The organism is Stenotrophomonas indicatrix (assembly GCF_002750975.1).
In the GTDB taxonomy this organism is placed as follows: Bacteria; Pseudomonadota; Gammaproteobacteria; order Xanthomonadales; family Xanthomonadaceae; genus Stenotrophomonas; species Stenotrophomonas indicatrix.
On the sequence record NZ_PEJS01000001.1, the window covers coordinates 3,827,495 to 3,851,708 of the forward strand.

Genomic DNA, 24,214 nt, shown 5'->3' on the forward strand with positions numbered 1-24,214 from the left:
ATGCGGGCCCGCCTTCTCGGGGCTTACCGCAGCCAGTATCCCAACCCGCTCCGGTTCCGCACCGGCCAGATCGTCGAAGTAGGTGTACGTGACGAGGAATGGCCGGCGTTTGCCTGGGTGCGCACCAGCGATGGGCGCGCCGGATGGGCACCGGTAGCGTGGTTGCAGCTGTTGGACGATGGTCGCGCCGAAGCCCTGCGCGACTACGACGCCCGCGAGCTGGATGTGGAGAACGGCGAGATGGTCAAGCTTCATCACGAACACGGCGGGTGGTGGTGGTCCGAGCGCGCCAATGGCGCGACGGGCTGGTTGCCTGCCCGCGAACTGGAACTGCTGGAAGAGAACTGCAAATGAGCCAGACCAAGAACTTCAACCTGCCCGACCTGGGCGAAGGCCTGCCGGACGCGACCATCGTCGAGTGGTTCGTCAAGGAAGGCGATGTGATCAAGCTGGACGAGCCGCTGGTCTCGATGGAGACCGCCAAGGCCGTCGTCGAAGTGCCCTCGCCGTTCTCCGGCACGGTGCTGAAGCTGTCCGGCGCTGCCGGCGACATCATCCCGACCGGCGCGGTGCTGGCCAGCTTCGCGCTGGACCCGAACCTGCCGCAGCGTGCTGACGGCCAGGACACCGGCCACAGCCACGGCCATGCCGCTCCGGCTGCCGCCGCAGCTCCGACGCCGCCGCCGCTGCCCACCGCAGCCGCCCCGGTAGCTGCAGAAGAAGCCAAGCCGGCTGCCGCCGAGCGTGATGACGCCGGCACCGTGGTCGGCGCGATGCAGAGCTCCAACGCTGTGCATGCCGAACAGGCGCTGGCCGTGGGCGGCGTCAAGGCCGTGCCGGCGGTGCGGGCCACCGCCCGCAAGCTGGGCGTGGACCTGAGCCGCGTACGTGCCACCGGCGCCGATGGCGCGGTGACCATGGCCGACGTCAAGCAGGCCGCCGCCGACGGCAGCGCGAAGATTGGCGCGGCTCCGGCAGCGGTTGCTGCACCGGCTGCCGCCGCGCCGGCGCCGGCCCAGGTGCCCGCACCGGTACAGTCCGACGCACGCACCCCGCTGTCCGCTGCCGGCAAGCCGATGCGCACCCAGCCGCCGGGCGTGGTCGCCAAGGGCCAGCCGGAACCGCTGAAGGGCGTGCGCCGCAACATGGCCCGCGTCATGGCCGATGCGCACAGCAAGGTCGTGCCGACCACGCTGAACGACGACGCCGACATCCACGCCTGGCTGCCGGGCAACGACGTCACCGCGCGCCTGGTGCGCTCGATCGTGGTCGCCGCGCAGAAGGTGCCAGCGATGAACGCCTGGTTCGACGGTGAAGCGTTGACCCGCACCCTGCACGCGCAGGTGGACATCGGCATCGCCGTGGATACCGACGACGGCCTGTTCGTGCCGGCCCTGCGCAACGCCGACATGCTCGACGCGCGTGGCATCCGTGAAGGCGTGAACCGTCTGCGCGAGCAGGTGGAAGCGCGTTCGATCGCGGCCTCGGAGCTGAGCGGCTACACCATCTCGCTGTCCAACTTCGGCATGTTCGCCGGCCGCTACGCGACCCCGGTCGTGGTGCCGCCGTGCGTGGCCATCGTCGGTGCCGGCCGTGCCCGCCACCAGATGACCCCGGTGATGGGCGGCGTGGAAGCGCACAAGGTCATTCCGCTGTCGGTGACCTTCGACCACCGCGCCGCCACCGGCGGTGAAGCGGCCCGCTTCCTGCGCGCGATGATGGACGACCTGGCGCTGGCCAGCTGACCGGTAGGTGCCAACCTTGGTTGGCACATGAGTTGAAAAAACGCCGGGCAATGCCCGGCGTTTTTTTGTGCCTGCTCCACTATGTCGCCTGGCCATGCTCGGCTGCTTTTCAGTAGATCCACGCCATGCGTGGATGAAGGCATGAAACAAGCCGAGCTTGGGCTCTGCTATACAAATTTCCTGGATCAATCGCGCGCAACCATGCCCTCGGCGCGGCTGTAGACACGCAGCCGGTGACCATCGGGGTCGACACCGACGAAGGTGTAGCCGAATTCCAGCGTTACCGGCGCCTGGGCGATCTGCACACCGAGTGCGCGCCAGGCATCGTGCAACTGCCGCACTTCATCAGGATTGGCCACCACCATCGCCAGCTCGGCTGCACCGCCCTCCGCATCCACTGGCGGCTGCACGTCATCGCGCTGCCACAGGCCGAGCGCGGCGCCATCGCCGAGCAGGAACAGGGCAAAGCCGGGCGACTGTTCGACCGGTGCCGTGCCGAGGATGCCGCTGTAGAAGGTGGCGCTGGTGGCAACGTCGCGCACGTACTGCAGCAGGGTGCTTGGCTTGAACATGGGAAAGCTCCGTGGTTGGGAGCGGCCATGGTGGCCCTGCCCTGCTGACAGATCCTGTCAGCAGCGTCGACCCTGCTCGACTGCCTTTGCTCTGGCTTTGGTAGATGTCGAGCTTGCTCGACTGCTCTCCGCGAAGAGCAAGAGCGTCGAGCAAGCTCGACACCTACCAAAGCCAGAGCAACGACCAGAAGCGGTCGAGCAAGCTCGGCCTCGTCACGAACGGTCCAGCCAATCCGGGGCGATGCCCTGCGCCTTCTGCCAGCGCCGCAACAAGGTCGCGCGTGGCACCAGGTAGTGCTCTTCCAACGCACGCACATGGCGAATGCGATCCAAGCGGAAATGACGGAAGTCTTCGCGGCCCTCGCACCACGCCGCCAGCATCGGCACTTCATCGAAGTACCCCAGTGCGAACGGCCAGACCACGCGCTCGGTACGCCGGCCCTGTGCATCTTCATAGGCGAACTGCAGCCGCTGCTGCGTGCCCACCGCTTCGCGTACGGCCTGCAGCCGCGCCGGGGGTACCTTGGCCGTCGTTCGCGATGGCCCCACCCGCAGGCCGCTGTCACGCAGCGCCTCGCGTCGCGCCGCCGGCAGCACGTGCGCAATGCGCGCCAGGGCATCACGCGCGGCCTCGGCCAGGGCCGGCTCGGTGCGTGCCGCCACCCAGCGCAGGCCCAGCACCAGCGCGTCGATCTCGGCCGGTGGCAAGGTCAGCGGCGGCAGCACATCGCCCGGTTCCAGCTGGTATCCGACACCGGCTTCCCCGCGCAGATCGGCGCCCTGCTCGCGCAGCGTTTCAATATCGCGGTACAGCGTACGCAGGCTGATGCCCAGTTCTTCGGCCAGCGCCTGCCCGGCCACCGGCCGGCGGTGGCGGCGCAGCACCTGCAGCAGCTGGTTCAGGCGCAGCGCGCGGGACATCAGCCGACCAGATCGCGCGACGGCACCACGCGCTCGCCCGGCTTTGCCGCCAGCGCCGCATCCACCAGCGCGTGGGCAATAACCGGTGCCGGATTGATCCGCCACGCACGTGGCAACACCGGTCCCAGCACACCCAGCACCTGCAGCGCGAAGTGTTCGCCACGGCGGACCTCCTGCCGCTCACCGCCGATCAGCCCCGGCCGCACCAGCGTCAGCGACGGGAAACCCAGCGCGCGCAGGTCGCGCTCCAGCTCGCCTTTGACCCGGCTGTAGAAGATCGACGAACGCGGGTTGGCGCCTGCGGCCGAGTTCAGCGCGAAGGCCTGGGCACCCTGCGCAAGGGCCAGGCGGGCGAAGGCCAGCGGATAGTCGTGATCGATGCGATGGAACGCCTCGCGGCTGCCGGCCTGGGCGATGGTGCTGCCCAGGGCGCAGACCACCGCGTCCACCCGGGCCCAGTCCGGCGCATCGGGCAGCCGGGCGAAGTCGAGCACCGGGTTGTGCAGTTTCCCGTGCGGCGCAGCCAGCGGGCGACGGCTGGGCGCGACCACGGCGCTGCAGCGGGGGTCGGCCAGCAGCTGCGACAGGGCGTGGCCTCCGACCAGTCCCGTCGCCCCCAGCAACATCACACGCATACCCACCTCCACTGCGGCATCCTGTCGCCCATCCTATCGGTTCAAGCCACCGCCGGTTGCGCCGATATGCTGTGACCAGCCCCCCTGCCATCCCAGGATGCGTTCCATGACGGACCAGCCCGACCCCCGCCCTGCCCCCGGCACCGCCATCGGGCCGCCTGCGCGCGTGCGCGCGGTGGTCGATGACGGGCGCGGCGATCGGGTGGTACTGCAGGGCGGTAGCAGCGTGGCGTTGCAGCAGCTGTTTGCCGGGGCCGATGCCCCCGAGCCGCTGCTGGCCGCCTTCGCCAATGGCATGGCCACTCTGCCGGGTGAGCTGGGCGACATGGGTGATCGCCTGCAATCGGCGCAGGCCAGTGCCGACTGGCCGCGCTATGGCCGGGCGATGCGGCAGCTGATCGATAAATACATCCGCACCATCGACCAGCACTCGCCCGATGGCCAGCCCGACAGCCTGCGCCTGTCCGAGCAGCTGCGGTTGCTGCTGGGCGGCGCGGTGGTCGCGCTGCTGCAGCACGATCCCGACCTGCGCGAGCAGGCGCAGGCCCTGGCCGTACGCCTGCGCCAATGGCAACCGGGCGCGGCACTGGAACCGATCGAACAGGGCGCGCGCGAGCTGGGCCACCAGATCGGCGTGCGCGCCGAAAGCTGGCAGGAACAGCAGGCGTTGTTGCTTGAGTTGTTCGCCCTGCTGCTGGAGAACGTCAGCGAGCTGCTGGATGACCGCAGTTGGCTGCAGGGCCAGATCGCGGCCGTGCGCCAGTTGCTGGCCGGGCCGCTGGAAGCCGAATCGGTCGAGCGCACCCGCGCCGAGCTGCGCGAAGTGATCTACAAGCAGGGCCTGCTGCGGCAGGGAATCGACGATTCGAAAGCGGCCATGCGTAGCTTGATGGGCGAGTTCATCGAGCGCATGGATGGCATGGCTGCCAGCACCGGTGAATACCACGACCGCATTGGCAGCTACGCGCTGCAGTTGCGCGAGGCGCGCAGCATCGCCGACCTCAACCACCTGCTGCAGGAAGTGATGCAGGACACCGGCAAAGTGCAGCAGCAGGCGGCGCAGGCGCGCGATCACCTGGCCAGCGCGCGGCAGGAAGTGGAACGCGCCGAACAGCGCATCAACCAGCTGGAGCAGGATCTGCGCGCGGCCGGCGATCTGGCGCGTATCGACCCGTTGACCCAGGCCCTGAACCGGCGTGGCCTGGATGAACTGCTGCAGCGCGAGCTGGCCCGCGCCGCACGCAACCACTCGCCGCTCGGACTGGCGGTGATCGACCTGGATGATTTCCACCAGACCAACGACGAACACGGCCATGCCGGCGGCGACGCGCTGCTGCAGCACCTGGTGGCGGTGTGCCGCCTGCTGCTGCGTGCCACTGATGGCATCGCCCGGCTGGGCGGCGACGAGTTCGTGCTGGTGCTTCCCGAAACTCCCGGCGCGGACAGCATGGCCACGGTGCAGCGGCTGCAGCGCTCACTGGCGCATCGCGTGCTGACCCTGCAGGAGCGGCGCATCCCCGTGCATTTCAGCGCGGGCCTGGCGCAATGGCAGCCGGGAGACGATGCCGATACGCTGCTGCGGCGCGCCGATGACGCGCTGTACGCGGCAAAGCGCCAAGGCAAGAACCGGGTACACGCGGGCTAGCTCGCGGGTAGGTGCCAACCTTGGTTGGTGCTTGCGGGAATAAAACCGCCGACCAAGGTCGGCCTCTACCGAGCAGCGGGCCGGCGCTTACTTGCCGCGCAGCTTCTGGAACCCGGTCACCGCCGCCAGCACGATGGCACCGGCGATGATGCCAACCACCATGTTGCCCAGCGCGTTAACCAGCCAGCCCCACTGGCCTTCGCCGCCCAGCGCCTGCACCGCGTGGTGCAGCGCCGGCACGTTGTGCACCAGGATGCCGCCACCAACCAGGAACATCGCTGCGGTACCGGCCACCGACAGGAACTTCATCAGCCACGGTGCCGACACCAGCAGGCCACGGCCGACTGCCGCCAGCGCCGCGCCCTTGCGCGACAGGTACAGGCCCAGGTCGTCCAGCTTGACGATGCCGGCGACCAGCCCGTAGACGAACACGGTCATCGCCAGCGCGATCACCACCAGGGTGCTGACCTGGTTGATGAACGACGCCGTGGCAACCACGCCCAGCGACAGCACGATGATTTCGGCCGAGAGGATGAAGTCGGTGCGGATCGCGCCCTTCACCTTGTCCTTTTCCCACGCGACCATGTCCACCTGCGCATCGGCCAGCGCCTTGCGCCGCTCGGCCTGGTGTTCGGCGTCCTCATCGGCGGAATGCAGGAACCGGTGCGCCAGCTTCTCCACGCCCTCGAAGCACAGGAAGGCGCCGCCGATCATCATCAGCGGCACGATCAGCGGCACGTTCCAGCCGCGGCTGTGCAGCCACGCTTCCAGCGCGCTGATCGCCAGCGCCGCCGGCACCAGGATCACCTTGTTCACCAGCGAGCCCTTGGCCACCGCCCACACCACCGGCAATTCACGGTTGGCGTTGACGCCGGTTACCTGCTGCGCGTTCAGCGCCAGGTCGTCGCCCAGCACGCCGGCGGTCTTCTTGGCGGCGACCTTGGTCAGCACCGAGACGTCGTCGAGCAGGGAGGCGATATCGTCAAGCAGGGCAAACAGGCTGGCACCGGCCATGGGGGATCCAGTAAAGGGAATGAGCGGATTCTGACCGATCCGGCGCCACCTGCGGTAGCGGGTTCACCACGCGCCCACCGGGCGGCAGGGACACTGGAAGCGTAATCCGGTCCCGCCGGCGGCGGGATCACGGACATCGGGTCGTCGTCTTCGAGGAGTGTCGTTTGAGCAATCCGTCCACCGCCACAGGCAATCCGCCGCTGATCAGGGGCATGAACCGGCGCAGCCAGATCCTGCGCCTGCTGATGCGCTACCGCCATTCCGGCGTGTTCTCCGGCATGAACCTGGACGCTGCCGGCAGCCACACCGACGTGCCACCGGACGGCAATCCGGAGCAGTTCGTCAGTGACCTGGAAGCGCTGGGGCCCACCTTCGTCAAGCTGGGGCAGATGCTGTCGACCCGTCCGGACATGGTGCCGGTGGAGTTCGCCACCGCGCTGGAGCGCATGCAGGAGAAGGTGGCGCCGATTCCGGTCGAACGCATCCACGCCATCGTCGAGCAGGAGCTGGGGGCGCCGGTGAACAAGCTGTTCGCCGCATTCGACCCACAACCGCTGGGCTGTGCGTCCATCGCCCAGGTGCATCGCGCGGTGCTGCACGACGGCCGCGAGGTGGCGGTGAAAGTGCAGAAGCCCGAGGTGGCCGCGCAGCTGCGCTCGGATCTGGAAGTGCTGCGCAGCTTCGCCCTGGCCGCCGACCATCTGACCCAGATCGGTCGCCGCGTGCGCCTGCGCGACTGGCTCAACGAATTCGCCAAGACGCTGATGCAGGAGCTGGACTACCACGCCGAGGCCGAGAACCTGTCGCGCTTCGGCCGGCACCTGAAGCCGTTCCGTCGCCTGTGGATTCCGCAGCCGCTGTGGGACTACAGCAGCCATCGCGTGCTGACCATGGAACTGGCCACCGGCGTGCGCGTGGATGCCATTCCCGATGTGCGCCGCACCGAACAGGCGATGGACCCGCTGGCGGCGGCGCTGATCCGCGGCTATCTGGACCAGATCTTCGTGCACGGCGAAATCCACGCCGACCCGCACCCCGGCAACCTGCGGGTGATGCCTGATGGGCGCTTGGCCATCTTCGACCTGGGCATGGTCGCGCACATGCCGCCGCGGCTGCGCGAGCGCCTGCTGAAGATCCTGTTTGCCGCCGTCGATGGCCGCGGCGAGGAAGTGGCCGACGACCTGATCAGCATCAGCACGCGGCTGGAGGCATTCGATGAGGAGCGCTACCTGCGCGAGACCGGCCAGCTGATCGCACGCTATGCCGCCAGCGCGAACTTCTCCGAAGGGCGCGTGGTGCTGGACATGGTGCGCATCGCCACCTCGTCCGGATTGCGTACGCCGCCGGAGCTGAGCCTGCTGGGCAAGGCGCTGCTCAACCTGGAAACCGTATGCCGCCTGCTGGCACCGGATCTGGACACGCGCCGCATCGTCGAACGCCAGCTGCAGCACGTGATGCGCGCGCGCCTGAAAAAATCGCTGTCGGCCGCCAACCTGGCCAGCGAGGCGATGGAGCTGCAGCAACTGCTGCGCGACGGGCCGCGCAAGCTGTCGGACATCATGGCGCTGCTGGCCGAGAACCGCCTGCAGATGAAGGTGACCGGGCTGGAAGAATCGCGGCTGATGGAGAACCTGCAGAAGATCGCCAACCGCGTGGCCGCCGGCATCATCAGCGCCGCGTTGATCATGGCGGCGGCAATGATGATGAAGATCGACACCGGCTGGCATGTGCTGGGCTATCCCGCCATCGCACTGGTGCTGCTGTTGATCGGCGTGGTGCTTGGGCTGGGCATCGTGACCAGCGCATTGTTGTTCGATCGCCGTGCGCGTTCGCGCGAGGAACGCGGGCATCGATAGTGTCGCATCCACGCTCGACGTGGATCAGCGAAAACAGTGCATTCATGCAGGTTTTTAATGCAATCGAGCGTGAGTTTTCACGCTCGATTTACGTTCGCAGCGTGATATCGCGCGCACGATTTCAACAAACATTTCAGTCAGGTTCGTGCATGCACTATCGGGTCATCGGCCTGTCATGCAGATGTGCTTGCAGCAGCGCCGGTCGGATGGACACGCGTCGGTACGACGTCCATCGCCACCCCGTCACTGCCGAAGCTGCCTATGCTCTGGATTCTGCTGCTGTCGCTGTTGCTGCTGTCCTGGTTGTTCCTCGCGTCCGCAAAGTGGGTGTGGTGGAAAGCAGGCTTGTTCTCGCTGTTGCTGCTGGCGCTCAGTGCTTGGTGGCTGATCGACAAGCTGTCCGGTGACGGACTCAACGCCGCCACCCTGTACCACCTGGGTGCGGACATGGAAGGCGCCGGTGTCGCCGACTTCAAGGGCTATATCGCCGGCTTCATCGTGCTGGCCGCCGTGTCGCTGCTGCCGCTGTTCGCTACGCGGGTGAAGCGTTGGCGCCGCCCCACGGCCGGTGGTGCGTGGTTTGCCGGTTTCGCCGCGCTGTGGGTGGCCACGATCATGATCAGCCCACTGGCCCGCGATGGCCAACGCCTGTACCAGCAGCTGCGCCCGGTGGATTTCGCCCGTATCGCCCCCGAATACCAGGTGCCCACGCAGGCCCTGCAGCGCCCACGCAACATCGTCTGGATCTACGGCGAGAGCCTGGAGCGAACCTATCTGGATGAGGCCGTGTTTCCCGGCCTGATGCCCAATCTCAACCGCTTGGCGGCCAGGTCGCTGGATGTGCGCGGGCTGGCCTCGGCCGAAGGCGGTGGCTGGACCATCGCCGGCCTGGTGTCGTCGATGTGCGGCGTGCCGCTGACCACCTCGCAGGGTGATGAGAACAGCATGGACCGCATGGGCAGCTTCCTGCCCAAGGCCGTGTGCCTGGGCGATTACCTCAAGCAGCAGGGCTACACCAACCATTACCTGGGTGGTGCCAACGGCCAGTTCGCCGGCAAGGGCCAGTTCCTGGCCAGCCACGGCTTCGATGAAGTGCATGACCTGGCGTGGTTCAAGCAGCAGAAGAAGATCGGCCGTATCCACTACTCGGCGTGGGGCGTGCATGACGACGTGCTGCTGGACACCGCCTACCAGCGCTTCGAGCAGCTGTCGCGACAGGATGCGCCGTTCATGCTGACCACGCTAACCATGGACACGCACCATCCGGCCGGGCACCTGCCGGTGGCCTGCAAGGGCGAGCGCTACCAGAGCCAGTACGGCAACATCGGCATGCTCAATGCGCTCAAGTGCACCGACCGCCTGATTTCGCAGCTGGTCGAACGCATCCAGGCCAGCCCCTACGGCAAGGACACGTTGATCGTGATCGCCTCCGATCACCTGGCCATGCCCAACGACCTCAGCCATATCCTGACCAGGCAGAAGCGCGAGAACCTGCTGTTGTTCCTCGGTGATGGCGTGGCCCCGCGCCAGCTGGCCGCCGAAGACGGCTCGACCCTGGATTCCGGGGCCACCCTGCTCAGCCTGCTCGATCCGAACCTGCAGACGATGGGCTTTGGCCGTTCGCTGCTGGACGACAAGCGCGCGCCGAGTGCCAGCGCCGCGGCACGCCGCGATGGCGGCCGCGACTATCCGCAGTACCTGGCCTTCGCCCGCTCGCTGTGGCTGGGTGAGCCTACGCGGCAGCTGAAGATCGACGGCGACGACCAGGTGGTGGTGGGCCTGCAGCACGTGCAGCCGCCGGTGCTGCTGGAATACGACAAGGACTGGGACCTGAAATCGGTGTATCTGGAAAACACCTCGCGCCAGTTCGACGATGCCGACCCGGACAACACGCTCGCCTACGTTGATCGCTGCACCGCGTTCGAGGATGGCTCGGCCGACGGCGACTGGTGCGCGCTGCTGGTGAACCGCGACAACGGCATCAAGCTGTACCGGGACGGCCAGCTGCGCAACGGCATCGACGTGGATGCACCACTGGATGCCTTCCAAGGCCCCCGCCCCAGCGTGCGCCAGGCACACATGATCACGCAGAAGGGCCGCCGTACCCGCGCCGGCCAGTACATGCTGCAGCTGGTGGCGAGCACGCGCCCGGATCGCGGTTTCTGGATCGAAGCGGTGTCCTCGCAGCGCAAGGTGGTGCTGGCCCAGCAGTGGGTGCAGCCCGATGCGGACGGCAAGATCAACGTAGCGTTCGGGCTCGACCACGAAGTGGATGATCTGGAAATCCGCGCGTGGTTGAACCATGCCGAGAAGCTGGCGGTGGATACCTTCGCACTGGTGCCCTCGCGCGGCCGGCCGCGGGGGTAAAGGGGGTTCGGCAGGGCTGCGCCCTGCACCTGCCGAAGCAGTAGTGCCGGCCGCTGGCCGGCAACCTCAACGGCAACAGCCAAAGCGACAGCAACAGCTGGGGTTCCGTGGGGTGGCGGAGCGGTGTGGGTTGGCAGGACACGCCGTAAACCCGTCCTTGGGGGCTCGATGGCGCCATCCATGGCGCCAACGGTCCTGCCAACCCACACCGCCCCGCCTCTGACAGATTCCTGCAGCTGTCGGTAGGTGTCGACCTTGGTCGACACTTCTGTCAGATATGGAAATCAATCCGGGTCAGATCCGTTTTCTTGCGGAAAACGGATCTGACCCCATCTGCATGAAATCGAATATTTCGATAGTTCATTGAAGAGCATCCACGCATGGCGTGGATCTACGTGTCGACCAAGGTCGACACCCATCAACAGCAACACAGAACACCGTTCCGACAGATCGCGGGAATCTGTCGAAGGCGGGGTGGGTCCGGTTGCGGGGGACGCCGTAAACCCGTCCTTGGAGGCTTGGCCGCGGCATCCATGCCGCGGACACCCCCGCAACCGGACCCACCCCGCCATCCCACAGGAAACCCGCTTTTGCTTTTGCTTTTGCTGTTGCTGTTGCTGTTGCTCCTGAGGTTGCCGGCCAGCGGCCGGCACTACCGCTTCGGCGGGTGCAGGGCGCAGCCCTGCCGACCCACCCTCTTACTGCGGCGGATCGCGGGTGATGTGGATGTCGGTCGGCGTGGACAGCGGGATGTTTCGCTCCGCCAGGATCTGCAGCAGGCTGAAGTACAGATCGCTGCGCGTGCCATACACCTGCCGCGGGCTGGCCACGTAGGCAAAGCTGTTGATGGTGATCTGGCCGCCAGCGATGCTGTCGATGTACACCGACGGCGCCGGCTGCTGCAGCACCGTGTTGTGGGCACCGTAGGCATCCAGCAACGCCTGCCGCAGGCCCGCGACATCGGTGCTGGCCGGCACCGCGAACTGGATCTGGATGCGCCCCTGGTTGTTGCCCATCGTCATGTTGCGGATGGTCTTGGTGATCAACTCGGAATTGGGCACGATCAAGGTGGACTTGTCGCTCACCTGGATCTCGGTGGAGCGCACGTTGATGCGGCGGATGTCGCCTTCCTGATCGCCCAGCTTCACCCAGTCACCGATCTTCACCGGCCGCTCGGTCAGCAGGATCAGGCCGGAGACGAAGTTCTGGATGATCGCCTGCAGGCCGAAGCCGATACCTACCGAGAGCGCACTGACCAGCAACGCCAGGTTCTTCAGGTTCAGGCCCATGGCGGTCAGCGCCCACAGCGCCACCAGGATGATGCCCACGTAGCGGGTGATCGTGCTGATTGAATTGCGCGCGCCCAGGTCCAGTTCGGTCTTGGGCAGGTAGGTGTCGGTCAACCAGCGCTGCAGCAGCTGCGTCAGCCCCAACCCGACCAGCATCACCAGCAGGGCGATGGCGATACGCGCAGGCTTGAGCGTGATGTCGCCGATGGAAATGCCGTTGGCCAGCGAAGCGACGCGCTCGACCACCGAGCCGATGTTGCCGAACGGCGCCGCCAGTGCCAGCAGCGCGATCAGCACCACGAACGTGCGCAGCACGGCAGACAGCAGCACACCGGCCTGCTCCAGCCGCGACACGCTCAGGCCGGTGCTGAGCAGGATGGTCTGGCCGACCTTGCTGTCGGCGTTGAGCAGCCAGGTGGAGAAATCATCGACGAACTTGAACAGCAGCGTCGCCGCCAGCACCACGATGCTGCCGCCGATCAGCTGCTGGTTGACGAACTTGGCGAAGTTCACATAGCCCATCAGGGTGGCGATGATCGCGGCCACCACGGCGATGTTGCCGGCCACCCGTGCCAGCACCAGCCAGCTGCTGCGCCGCACCGGAACGGCCGCGCCCTGGCCGTCGGCCTGCGCTTCCAGCTTCGCCTCGGCCTCGGCGGTCTGGCGCCGATGCAGGCGCGCCAGGGTCACCAGCATGGCCATGATCAGGCCCAGATAGGTCAGCGCGATCACGCCGTCCAGCGCCACCGTAGTGACGTCGCTGGTGCGGGTGGCGCGATCGATGGCCACCAGCACCGTGCTCAGCCAGGCCAGTGCTGCGGCACCCCAGGCGTACTTGCGTAGTTTCAGCGCGGCGGTGTCATCCAGGTTCAGCAGCCGCCACGAAGGCCGCTTGGGCACCAGCAGGCAGGCGCTGAGCGCGGAAATGAAGGCCGCGGCAAACGTCGCCGCCTGTACGCCTTCGGCCACGCTCTGCAAGCGCGGCGGAATCGCGCCGATGGCATCCAGCGCAGCCACCAGCACCACCACGGCGTAGCCGGGCAGCAGGGTGCCCACCAGCAGCAACCACATGGCCAGACCAGAGCGGCGCAGGCGGCCGTCGGGGGCACGCTCGGACGCAGCGAACCGGCGCCCCAGCGCGCGCAGCCACAGGCGCAACGGGAACATCATCACCAGTGCCGCCGCCAGCCCCAGCAGCAACGTGCCCCAGCCATGGGTGGCAATGGCCGTGGTCAGCGCGGCACGGCCCTGCTGGGCCAAAGGGGTGACCCGGGCGATATCGTTCGGCAACTGGTCGGCCACCTGCCGCCACAGCGTTGGCGATAGTGGCGAGGCGACCTTGCGCCCCAGTTCCTCGGTGCGCTGCGCGTTGCGCTGCTTGTCGATGTCCGCGCTCAACTGCTGCGCACGGACGGCACTGGACTTGGCTTGGGCAATCGATGCCGCCAGGGCATCGCGCTGACGCGTCAGCGTGCGCCGCTGCGCCGCCAGCTCCGGCGGTTCAGTGGTGTCCTTGGGCGCCTCGCCCAGCTGCGTCAGCTGCTCGTTGAGCTGGTCCAGCTGCGGCTGCAGGGTCTTTTCCAGCGCCTCGGCATCACGCTTGGCCTGTGATGCATTTTCCGAAAGCGTGCCCAGCGTTTCGGTGGCTTCGGCATCAACACGCTTGCGCTCAACATCCTTCAGCGTGCTGTCGATCTGCGCCAGCTGCTGCTTGGGCGTGGGGTCGTCATCCTGGGCCAGCGCCGGCACAGCCAGCAGCAGCGTGCAGCACAACAGCAGGGCCAACCAGGGGCCACGCACCAGGATCGTTCGGAAGAAGGAAGACAAGCCAGCCATACCGTTTTGCGCGGACCACCGCGCCTGCGCGCGACTATACGGCAGGTACTGTAAACGGCGGATGCGCAGGCGCTTGCCGCTGGTTGCGGCTCAGTACTTCAGGCGCAGCTCTTCCACCTGCGGCTGCTGCAGCGCGTACCAGTCCTGGAATTCTTCCTCGGTGATCTCATCCGGCGCATACACCGCGATCGGGTGCCAGGCGTGGTCGGTCGGCAACGGCTGGCGCGGCCCGGCGCGCAGGCTGTAGGCCACGCCTTCGTAGTCCACCAGATCGTCCACCTGCGGCCACTGCTCGCGGGCGAACTGGGTTTCACTCTTCAACAGGATCACCTGGTACATCGGCACCTCCACTTCGGTTGGATCGGAAAAACGCGGCGCTGGCGGAAGCATACCGCTGCGCCGATGACGGCACGCGCTCCGCCCGGGCGACGGAATGTTCTGGACATGGCCCTCGCCCCGGCTTCACCCGCCCGTGGCAGTGTCCTCGGCATCGTGGAGGTCCTCTCCTGCCACGCCTGACAATGACCGACCTGCCTCCCCTGAAGACCGTCACCGACCTCAAGCTGCCCCGCTACCTGGGCACGTGGTACGAGATCGCCCGCCTGCCGATGCGCCACGAGCCGGAGGGCTGCACCGATGTGTCGGCCCATTACCAGCTGCTCGACAACGGCAACGTGGGCGTCACCAACCGCTGCCGCATGGACGGCGAGATCGAGGAAGCCACCGGTGAGGCCTGCGCGATCGACAACGACAGCGCGCGGCTGGAAGTCAGCTTCCTGCCCAAGGGCCTGCGCTGGCTGCCCTTCGCCAAGGGTGACTACTGGGTGATACAGGTGGCGCCGGACTACAGCGTTGCCCTGGTCGGCAGCCCGGATCGCAAGTACCTGTGGCTGCTGGCACGTGAGCCCCGGCTCGATGCCACCGTGCAGGAACATTATCTGGCCAGCGCGCGCCTGCAGGGCTTCGATCTGTCCGAACTGATCCTGACCCCGCATACCGGCCACCCCACCGCCTGAGCCTGACATCGCATGGACCTGAAGAGTGGTTACCCGTGGTGGGCGGTGCGCAACGGCCTGATCCAGGCCTTTCCGCCGCTGGAACAGGATCTGCAGTGCGATGTGCTGGTGGTCGGTGGTGGCATCACCGGCGCGCTGATCGCCGATGAGCTGTCGGCCCATGGCCACGACGTTGCGCTGATCGAGCAGCGTGACATCGGCTGGGGCAGCACCGCAGCCAGTACCGCGCTGCTGCAGTACGAGATCGATACCCACCTGCTGGAACTGGCCTCGCAGTATGGCCAGGACGCTGCGGCACTGGCCTACCAGGCCTGTGCGGACGCGATCCCTGCATTGGGCGAGGTCGCGCGCGGCCTGAAGGACGTCGACTTCAAGCAGATGGACAGCCTGTACCTGGCCAGCCGTCGCCGCGACGTACCGCGGCTGATGGCCGAAGGCGAGGCGCGCCGTCGCATCGGCCTGGATGCGCGCTGGCTGGACCGGGATGCGCTGCAGGAACGTTTCAGCGTCGATGCCGGAGGCGCCCTGCTGACCCGCCAGGCCGCACGGGTTGATCCCTACTGCTTCACTTACGGGCTGCTGCGGCGGTTGCAGCGGCGCGGCGGCACTGTGCATGACCGCACCGTGCTGCATGCCCTCACCCCCACCGCGCGCGGCGTAACCGCCCGCACCGAATCCGGCATGCAGATCCGCGCCCGCCACGTGGTGCTGGCGATGGGCTATGCCAACCAGCAGTGGCTGGACCCGCGCGTGGCCCGCAACCGCAGCAGCTATGCGTTCATCACCGACCCGATCAACGCCGATGAACTGGGCTGGCTGCAGCGCACGATGGTCTGGGAGAGCGCGCGCCCCTACCTGTACCTGCGTGCCACTGGCGACCGCAGGCTGTTGGTGGGCGGGCTGGACGATGCCATCGATATTCCCGCCCGCCGCGATGGCCGGGTGGACAGCAAGGCCCGCAAACTGATGAAGCAGCTGCTGCAATGGTTCCCGCACCTGCAGCCGACTCCGGCGTTCTCATGGGCGGGCACCTTTGCCGAGACCGCTGACGGCCTGCCGTTCTTCGGGCCGCATGCGCAATGGGGGCCACGGGTACAGTTCGCCATGGCCTATGGTGGCAACGGCATCACCTATTCGATGATCGGCGCCGGGCTGCTGCGGGCGCGGATCGAGCGGCGCCGGCACCCGCTGCAGGACCTGTTCGGGTTCGGGCGGTTGTAGCGTGAAGCCAGGCATGGCCTGGCTCTACCGCAAACGGGCGCCGACAGGCATCATTCAAGCAACGCCTGCTAGCGTCGGCCTGTACCGCCGCGTGCTGCGCGGCCCCTCTGCGCTGGAGTGCCGTCATGATCCGCCCCCTGACCCTGCTGCTGTGCCTGGCCGCCCTGCCCGGGACCGCGTTGGCGCAGTCCGCCGCCGGCGCCACCGCGCCGCAGGCGTCCGGCCTGGACCTGTCCGTGCCGCAGACGCCTATGCGCTATCTCAACGATCCGACGCTGCAACAGGATCCGCCCGGCACGTTCTACGGCGACAAGACCGGCCCGCGCGTGCACGGCGACGGCAGGATCGCCGACGTGCAGGACGACAAGGTCAAGGTCTCCGGCAGCTTCACCACCGGCATCGGCTATGCCAAGAATTACGGCAACACCCACTACAACGCCGCCACGCTGAATCTCAGCAAGAACTACACCAACGATGAAGGCAAGACCCGCGGGGTCAACGTCAACATCCACGTGAGCGAAGGCAAGGGCCCGGGCTTCTTCGGGCCGTACGGCGGTGGTGGGTATTACGGTGGTGGCCCGGGCTATTGGGATTACCCGCCGCCTTACGGCTGGTAAGCCCCGCGTCGGGCCTGGGCCGACCAAGGTCGGCCTCTACTGGTAACAGCGGAAGGTAGCGCCGGGCCATGCCCGGCGGCCTGATGCGTCCGCTGCGCTCGCCGGGCATGGCCCGGCGCTACCAGCGACACGCCCCATCCCGAAGCAGGCGTCAATCCAGCCAGCCATCGCGCTCGCTGTGCAGGATGCGGCCGTCATGACCGCTCAGGCGCACTTCCACCTTCTGGTTGCGGGCATTGCGCGCTTCCAGCGACCACGTCGCACCATCGCGTTCCAGCGAATGGATCTCGCGCAGGCCCTGCGACTGCGCCTTGGCCAGCACCTGCTCGGTGCTCAGCTGCGCACGCCCATCGTGCTCGTCGAAGATCTCGCCGGTCTTCGGGTCCACATACACCTCGCTGAAACGACCATCGGCACGGCTGACATCAGCTTCCCACAGGCCATCATCCCGCTCGATCTCATGGATCTGGGTGTAGCCGGCCTTGCGCAGGGTCTGTTCGACCTGGGCCATGCCCAGCGGTGCCGCCTGGACGGCGGGGGCCACGGCCAGGGCGACAACGGTGGCGAGGGTGAGCGACTTCAACATGGGGGTTCTCCTGTTCGGTGCCGGACCATCCCGGCAACGCCACGATGCACGGCGTGGTTAACAGCGGCCTAGCCGGCGCTGTTAGCCAACCGTTAGTCGGCCGCGGCACACTCGCGCCTGTCACTTGTTCCCATGCTTCCAGCCACTCACGTGCCGATCCTGCCCTCCCTGTCACTGCTGCTGGCCCTGGCCAGCGCCCCGACCGCCGCCGGCCCTGCCCAGGACCCGGCGCAGCAGGTCGCGCGCCGCGCGGTGCAGCAAGGCCGCTACGTGCCGCTGGAAGGCGTGGTGCGCGATGCACTCAAGCGCCACCCCGGCCAGCTGCTGGAAGTGGAACTGGACGATGGCGTGTACGAAGTGGAGATCCTGCGCGCCGACGGCGTGGTGGTGGAGCTGGACTATGATGCGCGCAACGGCAGGCTGTTGAAGACGGAGCTGGACGACTGATGCGCATCCTGTTGGCCGAAGACGATGCCGCATTGGCAGAACGCCTGCAGCCGCTGCTGGAGCAGGCCGGTTACGTGGTCGAGGTGGTGGCCGATGGTCGCCAGGCCGAGGAGATCGGCCAGGTGGAAGACCTGCAGGCCGCCATCGTCGATCTGGGCCTGCCCGGGCTGGACGGCCTGAGCGTGATCGAACGCTGGCGCGGCAACGGCCGCGACTTTCCGGTGCTGGTGCTGACCGCGCGCGGGCGCTGGCACGACAAGCTGGCCGGCTTCGACGCCGGCGCCGACGACTACCTGACCAAACCCTTCCAGGCCGACGAACTGGTGCTGCGCCTGCGCGCGCTGATCCGCCGCAGCCACGGCCATGCCAGTCCACGGTTGCAGTGCGGTCCACTGCAGCTGGACGTCAATGCCGGGCGCTTCGACCTGGATGGCCAGGCGTTGGCGCTGAGCCCGCAGGAATTCCGCCTGCTGAGCTACTTCATCCACCACAGCGGCCAGGTGATCGGCCGCGACCGCCTGGGCGAACATGTGTTCGATGGCGGTCATGACCCCGATTCGAATGCGCTGGACGTATTGCTGGGGCGGGTGCGCCGCAAGCTCGGCACCGACCTGATCCAGACCGTACGCGGCCAGGGCTGGCGGTTGGCCGCGCCGTGAGCCGGCAGCCGTCATTGCGACGCCGGCTGCTGCTGGCCGGTGGCATCGGCCTGCTGCTGGTCTCGGCACTGGCCAGTGCGCTGCTGGGGGAACTGTTCAAGCGCAGCGCGCGCGACCGCCTGGACAACGAACTGCAGCAGGACATGCTGACCCTGCTGGCGCAGGCCGAGATCGATGCCGATGGCCAGCTGCAGCTGCGCCAGGAACCCAACGATGCGCGCTTCCAGCGCGTGTTCTCCGGCGCGTACTGGCAGATCGCCGATGGCAGCGGCAAGGTGCTGCTGCAGTCACGTTCGTTGTGGGACGAAACGCTGCCAGTGGCCGCCACTGGCGCAGCCGAACGCAATCTGCCGGGCCCGCTGCAGCAATCGCTGCGCGCGCGCGTGCAACCGGTGCGCCTGCCCCGCGCCAACCAACCCTATGTCGCCGTGGTCGCCACCGACCGCAGTGCACTGGATGCGGACGTCGCCGCATTCCGCCAGCGCAGCGCAATGGCGTTGGCCGTGCTGGTGGCGGCGTGGCTGGCGGTACTGGCCAGCCAGGTACATTTCGGTCTGCGGCCCCTGCAGCGTCTCGGTGCGCAGCTGGAACGCGTGCGCCGCGGCGATGCACAGCGCATCGATACGGCCGGATTGGGCGCTGAAATCGCACCGCTCGGCGAGGAGCTCAATACCCTGCTCGACCACCAGCAACGGATGGTGGGCCGCGCCCGCACCAGCGCACAGGATCTGGCGCATGCGCTGAAGACACCGCTGAGCGTGCTCGCCGCCGAGGCCGATGGCGAGGGCCGCGCGTGGCGCGCAACGCTGCGCGAACAGGGCGCACGCATGCAGGCCAGCGTCGATCGCTACCTTGCCGCCGGGCTGACCGCCGACCATCGCGAACGCACGCCGGTGTCCACGGTGGCACAGGCGCTGTGCGGGCTGATGGCGCGCGTGCATGGCGACCGTGCGCTGCAGTTCCAGGCCGAGGGCATTGCCGACGGCCTGCAGTTCGCCGGTGCCAGCGCCGACCTGGAAGAGATGCTCGGCAACCTGCTCGACAACGCCGGCAAGTGGGCACAGCGGGAGGTGACGGTCACTGCGCGCGTGGACGACGAACAGTTGCGCATTGATGTGCGCGACGACGGTCCGGGGCTGGCAGCCGAGGCGCTGGCGCAGGTGACCCAACGTGGCGTACGGCTGGATGAGCGCGAAAACAGCAGTGGCCTGGGCCTGGCCATCGTGGGTGATATCGCCGCCAGTTATGGTGGACGGCTGGCGCTGGAGAATGCACAACCGGGATTGCGCGCCACGTTGTGGTTGCCGATGGGGTGACGCGCCGCTGCGCTCGCCGGGCATGGCCCGGCGCTACCGGATCATGCGCGCGCCGGCAGGTGTCGACCGTGGTCGACACGCATCAAGAGCGCCGACCAAGGTCGGCATCTACCAAGCCTCAACGGTGATGCATCCACCAGCAGTCGATGGCATCGAGCACGATGTGGATCATCAAACCGATGCCCACCAGCCGCGTTTTCTTCGGCACGCACAGCCCGGCATACACGGCAATCGCCGGTGCGGTATGCAGCGGGTGGAAGCCGATGCTGCAGCGGTTCGGGGCGTAGATCGGATCGGCCAGCAGGTGGTCCAGGTCGATGATCCAGCCCAGCAGCAGCAACAGCCACGCCGAGGCGAAACGCTTGCGCCAGAACAGCCATGCCAGCAGGGCTGGCACGGCGGCATGCAGGAACAGATGAAAGATCGCGCGGGCGCTCATCAGCACCGGTAGCGCCGGGCCATGCCCGGCTTTCCCGTCACCCTCAGATCAACGGTTCGTCGGACAGGTAGGTGTAACCGGTCAGGCCCGCTTCCAGCGCTTCGGACAGTTCCTGCGCGCGCTCCGGCGACAGGTCCGCCGATGCCACGCGTTCGGCGTAGGCCGCACGCAGGTCATCCAGCTTGTAGCCCACGTAGTCCAGCATCACGTCGGTGGTATCGCCGCGACGCTGCTGGGTGATGGCGTAGCCATCGGCATCGGCCAGCACTTCCACCGCGTCGGTATCGCCGAACAGGTTGTGGATGTCGCCGAGGATTTCCTGGTAGGCACCGACCATGAAGAAACCGATGCGGTAGCTTTCGCCGTGCTTGATCGCGTGCAGCGGCAGCGAGCTGTCCAGGCTTTCGTTCTCGACGTAGGTCTTGACCATGCCATCGGAATCGCAGGTCATGTCGGCGATGATGCCGCGGCGATCCGGCGCCTCGTTCAAGCGCTCGATCGGCACGATCGGGAACACCTGGTCGATCGCCCACGCATCGGGAATCGATTCGAACACGCTGAAGTTGACGAAGTACTTGTCGACCAGGCGCTCGTTCAGTTCATCCAGCGCCGGGCGATGGCTCTTCTCGTCGTAGCTCAGGCGCGCACGCACGCCATGGGCGATGGCATAGAACAGATCGTCGATGCGCGCACGCTGCGGCAGGTCGATCTGGCCCAGCGCATAGCTGGACAGGCCTTCGGCATGGAAGTGCTGTGCTTCCTGGAACAGTTCCACCGCCGGACGCACGTCCAGTTCTTCGTGGATCTCGCGCAGGTGGCGGATCGAGGCCGGCTCGTCGTCGTGCTGGTCCGGCACGCGGCCTTCCTGCGCCTGTTCCACTTCAGACACGTTGGCGATCAGCACCGCGTGGTGCGCGGTCATCGCACGGCCACACTCGGTGACGATGCGCGGCGGGGTCAGGCCGTGTTCTTCGCAGGCATTGGCCAGCGGCTGCACGATGTTGCTGGCGTACGAATTGAGGCCGTAGTTGATCGAGCAGAAGCTGCGCGAACGGGTGCCTTCGTAGTCCACGCCCAGGCCACCGCCCACGTCGACGTGGGTGATCTTCGCACCCAGCTGTGACAGCTCGACGAAGTAACGGGTGGCTTCGCGCATGCCGTTGGCGATGTCGCGCACGTTGGAGATCTGCGAGCCCATGTGGAAGTGCAGCAGGCTCAGGCAGTCGGCGTATTCGGTATCGCGCAGCGACTTCCACAGGTCCAGCAGCTGGCGCGGCGACAGCCCGAACTTGGCCTTGTCGCCACCGCTGTTCTGCCACTTGCCGGCGCCCAGCGAGGCCAGGCGCATGCGCACGCCCAGGCCCGGCTTCACGTCCAGCGCCTTGGATTCTTCCAGCACCAGCTTCAGCTCGGACGGCTTCTCGATGACGATGAAGGTCTGCAGGCCCAGCTTGCGGCCGATCAGGGCCAGGCGGATGTACTCGCGGTCCTTGTAGCCGTTGCAGACGATCAGGCCACCCGGGCGCGACAGCGCCAGCACGGCCATCAGTTCCGGCTTGCTGCCCGCTTCCAGGCCGAAGCCCTCACCGTGGTGGCTGGCCAGGGTGCCGGCCACGCCGCGGTGCTGGTTCACCTTGATCGGGTACACGGCGGTGTAGCCGCCCGGGTAGTCCCAATCCTGCTGGGCCTGGGCGAACGCCGCCTGCAGCTTGCCCAGGCGCTGGCCGAGGATGTCCGGGAAGCGCACCAGCAGCGGCAGCTTGGCACCGGCCGCGCGCGCGGCATCGACCACCTTGGGCAGCGACACCACCGGGCCATCCGCCCCGGTCGGTCTCACCACCATGTGCCCGGCCTGATCCACGTCGAAATAGCCATCCGCCCAGTGCGGGATCGAGTAGGTCTTGCGGGCTTGGTCGAGGGACCAATCGGTCATTGCAGTCGGCCTTGTGGCAAATAAAAGGGGGGGCATGATAACGCCTATATGCCCACAGGTTCGTTATCATGCGCGCCCGCGCCCGTGGCAGGTCTGAACCTGAACGGGCCGATCCGTCCGGATGCGTGGCACCCCGCCTTCAGCCCGGCTCCATCCCCTCCGAACAGGAATGCTTTCCCATGACTGACAACAGCAACTGGTACATCGAACACTTCGAGCGCACCGGCTCGGCCATCGGCTACCGCATCACCGGCAAGCTGGACGAAGTGCAGTCGCCGTTCCAGAAGATCGAGATCTTCCAGACCACCGACTGGGGCAACCTGATGACCATCGATGGGGCCATCATGCTGACCAGCAAGGACAACTTCTTCTACCACGAGATGATCAGCCACCCGGTGCTGTTCACCCACGCCGCGCCCAAGCGCGTGGTGATCATCGGCGGCGGCGACTGCGGCACCCTGCGCGAAGTGCTCAAGCACAAGGGCGTGGAGAGCGTGACCCAGTGCGACATCGACGAGCAGGTGACGGTGATGGCGCGCAAGCACTTCCCGGAACTGTGCGATTCCAACGACGACCCGCGCGCCGAGCTGATGTTCGACGACGGCGTGGCCTACATGGCCAACTGCCCGGCCGGCAGCGTGGACGTGGTGATCGTCGATTCGACCGATCCGGTCGGCCCGGGTGAAGGCCTGTTCAACAAGGCGTTCTACGAGAGCTGCTTCAAGGCCCTGAAGGACGACGGCATCCTGGTGCAGCAGTCCGAGTCGCCGCTGATGCAGCTGGAGCTGATCAACGAAATGCGCACCGAAATGGGCAAGGCCGGCTTCGGCTCGTTCAAGACCCTGCCGTTCCCGCAGCCGTGCTACCCCACCGGCTGGTGGAGCGTGACCCTGGCGCGCAAGGGCGACAGCAGCTTCGACTTCCGCCAGGCCGATTCGGCCGCCAAGACCTTCGATACCCTGTACTACACCGCCGCGCTGCACACCGGCGTGCTGGTGACCCCGCCGTTCGTGAAGGCGGCGTTGAAGGGTTGATCGGAAAGCGTGCCAACCAAGGTTGGCACCTACCAAAGCAAAAACCCGCGCTGGCGACAGCGCGGGTTTTTTCGTTTTCCGGTAGCGCCGGGCCATGCCCGGCGGCCGTTCGCTTACAGCGCCCAGATACCAGCGATCACCGCCACCACCAGGCCCCACTTGATCACCTGATAGGCCACCACGCTGCGCTCGCGCAGCGCCTTGGCCTTCAGCCGCACCTTGTAGACGCTGCCGAAGGCCTTGTTGACGCCACCGGTCGGGTCGCCCGGCAGGTTCGGCGAGGCGCCACCGGCCAGCAGCGTGGACGCCACCAGGCGGTTGAACAGGCCCGGCAGGCCGAAGCGCAGCGGGCGGGCGATATCGCAGAACAGGATCACCCGGTCATCGGGCGTCTCGTTGTGCGCATGGTGGATGTAGGTTTCGTCGAACATCATCCACTCGCCGTCGCGCCAGCTCTTCTTGATGCCGTCCACTTCGATGTAGCAGGCATCGTTGTTGGGCGTGGCCAGGCCCAGGTGCAGGCGCAGCGAACCGGCAAACGGGTCGCGGTGCGGGCGCAGCTCGCTGCCCGACGGCAGCTGCGCGAACATCGCCGCGCGCACGTCCGGCAGCGATTCCAGCAGCGCGGTGGTCTTGGGGCACATCGCCTTGGCCGACGGGTGCGAGGGGCCGTACCACTTCAGGTAGAAGCGCTTCCAGCCGCGGCGGAAGAACGAATTGAAGCCGGCATCATTGAACGTGCTGGAGGCAGCGATCGCCTGCGCATCGCGCAGCGCCAGTGCCTCGTCGCGGATCATCTGCCAGTTCTGCCGCAGCGGCTCCAGCTGCGGGAATTCCTTGCCCGGGTCCAGGAACGGCGTGGTCGGCACCTTGGAGAACATGTACATGACCACGTTGATCGGAGCCATGAAGCTGGAATGGTCCAGCAGCTGGCGCGACCAGCGCGCACGGACCTTGCCACGGAAGTGGATGTACAGCACGCAGGACACGAACAGCGCCGCAAGTACGATTTTGATGATCAAAGCACTTTCCTCCAGCACGCGCCGGACAGGGAAACAGGGCGATG

21 protein-coding genes and 1 pseudogene are annotated in these 24,214 nt (G+C 67.0%); 12 read left to right on the forward strand and 10 right to left on the reverse strand.

Going from position 1 to position 24,214, the window contains the following annotated elements; genetic code table 11:
* Positions 1-354, forward strand: coding sequence for an SH3 domain-containing protein (locus CR918_RS17665; RefSeq protein ID WP_025874583.1), 354 nt, complete (start codon positions 1-3; stop codon positions 352-354).
* Entirely contained in the window at positions 351-1,745 is a 1,395-nt protein-coding gene (locus tag CR918_RS17670) for a dihydrolipoamide acetyltransferase family protein (RefSeq protein ID WP_099843957.1), read from the forward strand. Before CR918_RS17665 ends, CR918_RS17670 begins: the two co-directional genes overlap by 4 nt.
* Before the next feature lie 185 nt (positions 1,746-1,930).
* Here CR918_RS17670 and CR918_RS17675 read toward each other — a convergent pair whose 3' ends face one another.
* The 3 genes from CR918_RS17675 to CR918_RS17685 form a co-directional block, all read right to left on the reverse strand.
* Complete coding sequence (locus tag CR918_RS17675) at positions 1,931-2,317, reverse strand: VOC family protein (RefSeq protein WP_099785668.1); 387 nt, start codon at positions 2,315-2,317, stop codon at positions 1,931-1,933.
* A 213-nt stretch (positions 2,318-2,530) separates the two neighbouring features.
* Positions 2,531-3,238 carry a helix-turn-helix transcriptional regulator gene (locus CR918_RS17680; protein ID WP_080149666.1) on the reverse strand — a complete coding sequence of 236 codons (708 nt, stop codon included), beginning with the start codon at positions 3,236-3,238 and terminating at the stop codon, positions 2,531-2,533.
* Positions 3,238-3,873: a Rossmann-fold NAD(P)-binding domain-containing protein gene (locus CR918_RS17685; protein WP_099843959.1), complete on the reverse strand. Its 636-nt coding sequence runs from the start codon at positions 3,871-3,873 to the stop codon at positions 3,238-3,240. The genes CR918_RS17680 and CR918_RS17685 overlap by 1 nt, the downstream gene beginning before the upstream one ends.
* A gap of 106 nt (positions 3,874-3,979) precedes the next feature.
* Between CR918_RS17685 and CR918_RS17690 the strand changes: the two genes are divergently transcribed.
* A complete protein-coding gene (locus tag CR918_RS17690) occupies positions 3,980-5,518 on the forward strand; it encodes a GGDEF domain-containing protein (RefSeq protein ID WP_032976627.1) in 1,539 nt (512 codons plus the stop codon).
* An 87-nt stretch (positions 5,519-5,605) separates the two neighbouring features.
* On the opposite strand, the gene CR918_RS17695 is transcribed toward CR918_RS17690, so the two are convergent.
* Positions 5,606-6,532: a DUF808 domain-containing protein gene (locus tag CR918_RS17695; RefSeq protein ID WP_025874576.1), complete on the reverse strand. Its 927-nt coding sequence runs from the start codon at positions 6,530-6,532 to the stop codon at positions 5,606-5,608.
* Positions 6,533-6,735: 203 nt separating this feature from the next.
* Between CR918_RS17695 and CR918_RS17700 the strand changes: the two are divergent.
* A pseudogene (locus CR918_RS17700) lies at positions 6,736-8,388 on the forward strand (ABC1 kinase family protein); the annotation flags it as partial.
* A 261-nt stretch (positions 8,389-8,649) separates the two neighbouring features.
* Positions 8,650-10,755 carry a phosphoglycerol transferase I gene (locus tag CR918_RS17705; protein ID WP_099843961.1) on the forward strand — a complete coding sequence of 702 codons (2,106 nt, stop codon included), beginning with the start codon at positions 8,650-8,652 and terminating at the stop codon, positions 10,753-10,755.
* 698 nt (positions 10,756-11,453) lie between these two features.
* Here the strand turns inward: CR918_RS17705 and CR918_RS17720 are convergent.
* Both CR918_RS17720 and CR918_RS17725 read right to left on the reverse strand, forming a co-directional pair.
* Complete coding sequence (locus CR918_RS17720; RefSeq protein ID WP_051501681.1) at positions 11,454-13,880, reverse strand: DUF3772 domain-containing protein; 2,427 nt, start codon at positions 13,878-13,880, stop codon at positions 11,454-11,456.
* Positions 13,881-13,970: 90 nt separating this feature from the next.
* The gene (locus CR918_RS17725) at positions 13,971-14,219 is read right to left on the reverse strand and encodes a hypothetical protein (protein ID WP_025874572.1); all 249 of its coding nucleotides are present in this window, start codon (positions 14,217-14,219) and stop codon (positions 13,971-13,973) included.
* A 182-nt stretch (positions 14,220-14,401) separates the two neighbouring features.
* Between CR918_RS17725 and CR918_RS17730 the strand changes: the two genes are divergently transcribed.
* The 3 genes from CR918_RS17730 (at position 14,402) to CR918_RS17740 (ending at position 16,734) form a co-directional block, all read left to right on the forward strand.
* On the forward strand, positions 14,402-14,896 hold the full coding sequence (locus tag CR918_RS17730; RefSeq protein WP_025874571.1) for a lipocalin family protein: 495 nt from the start codon (positions 14,402-14,404) through the stop codon (positions 14,894-14,896).
* Positions 14,897-14,908: 12 nt separating this feature from the next.
* Entirely contained in the window at positions 14,909-16,117 is a 1,209-nt protein-coding gene (locus tag CR918_RS17735) for an NAD(P)/FAD-dependent oxidoreductase (RefSeq protein WP_099843967.1), read from the forward strand.
* 125 nt (positions 16,118-16,242) lie between these two features.
* Positions 16,243-16,734: a hypothetical protein gene (locus CR918_RS17740; RefSeq protein ID WP_025874569.1), complete on the forward strand. Its 492-nt coding sequence runs from the start codon at positions 16,243-16,245 to the stop codon at positions 16,732-16,734.
* 151 nt (positions 16,735-16,885) lie between these two features.
* Here CR918_RS17740 and CR918_RS17745 read toward each other — a convergent pair whose 3' ends face one another.
* Positions 16,886-17,320 (reverse strand): PepSY domain-containing protein, encoded by a 435-nt coding sequence (locus CR918_RS17745; RefSeq protein WP_025874568.1) that lies wholly within the window; start codon positions 17,318-17,320, stop codon positions 16,886-16,888.
* Positions 17,321-17,476: 156 nt separating this feature from the next.
* On the opposite strand from CR918_RS17745, the gene CR918_RS17750 reads away from it, so the two are divergent.
* Genes CR918_RS17750 through CR918_RS17760 form a run of 3 tightly spaced genes read left to right on the forward strand, consistent with a single transcriptional unit; the run spans position 17,477 to position 19,742 of the window.
* On the forward strand, positions 17,477-17,767 hold the full coding sequence (locus CR918_RS17750; protein ID WP_025874567.1) for a PepSY domain-containing protein: 291 nt from the start codon (positions 17,477-17,479) through the stop codon (positions 17,765-17,767).
* Entirely contained in the window at positions 17,767-18,426 is a 660-nt protein-coding gene (locus tag CR918_RS17755) for a response regulator transcription factor (protein ID WP_025874566.1), read from the forward strand. Before CR918_RS17750 ends, CR918_RS17755 begins: the two co-directional genes overlap by 1 nt.
* Complete coding sequence (locus CR918_RS17760) at positions 18,423-19,742, forward strand: ATP-binding protein (protein WP_025874565.1); 1,320 nt, start codon at positions 18,423-18,425, stop codon at positions 19,740-19,742. The genes CR918_RS17755 and CR918_RS17760 overlap by 4 nt, the downstream gene beginning before the upstream one ends.
* Positions 19,743-19,860: 118 nt before the next feature.
* On the opposite strand, the gene CR918_RS17765 is transcribed toward CR918_RS17760, so the two are convergent.
* Together CR918_RS17765 and speA are read right to left on the reverse strand one after the other, a co-directional pair.
* Positions 19,861-20,181 (reverse strand): DUF6122 family protein, encoded by a 321-nt coding sequence (locus CR918_RS17765; RefSeq protein ID WP_033832425.1) that lies wholly within the window; start codon positions 20,179-20,181, stop codon positions 19,861-19,863.
* 43 nt (positions 20,182-20,224) lie between these two features.
* A complete protein-coding gene (speA, locus tag CR918_RS17770) occupies positions 20,225-22,114 on the reverse strand; it encodes an arginine decarboxylase (RefSeq protein ID WP_025874563.1) in 1,890 nt (629 codons plus the stop codon).
* A 179-nt stretch (positions 22,115-22,293) separates the two neighbouring features.
* Here speA and speE point away from each other — a divergent pair, with 179 nt between their 5' ends.
* A complete protein-coding gene (gene speE, locus CR918_RS17775; protein ID WP_032977218.1) occupies positions 22,294-23,148 on the forward strand; it encodes a polyamine aminopropyltransferase in 855 nt (284 codons plus the stop codon).
* A gap of 113 nt (positions 23,149-23,261) precedes the next feature.
* Here speE and CR918_RS17780 read toward each other — a convergent pair whose 3' ends face one another.
* Positions 23,262-24,167: an aspartyl/asparaginyl beta-hydroxylase domain-containing protein gene (locus CR918_RS17780; protein ID WP_049465655.1), complete on the reverse strand. Its 906-nt coding sequence runs from the start codon at positions 24,165-24,167 to the stop codon at positions 23,262-23,264.
* Between the last annotated feature and the right edge of the window lie 47 nt (positions 24,168-24,214).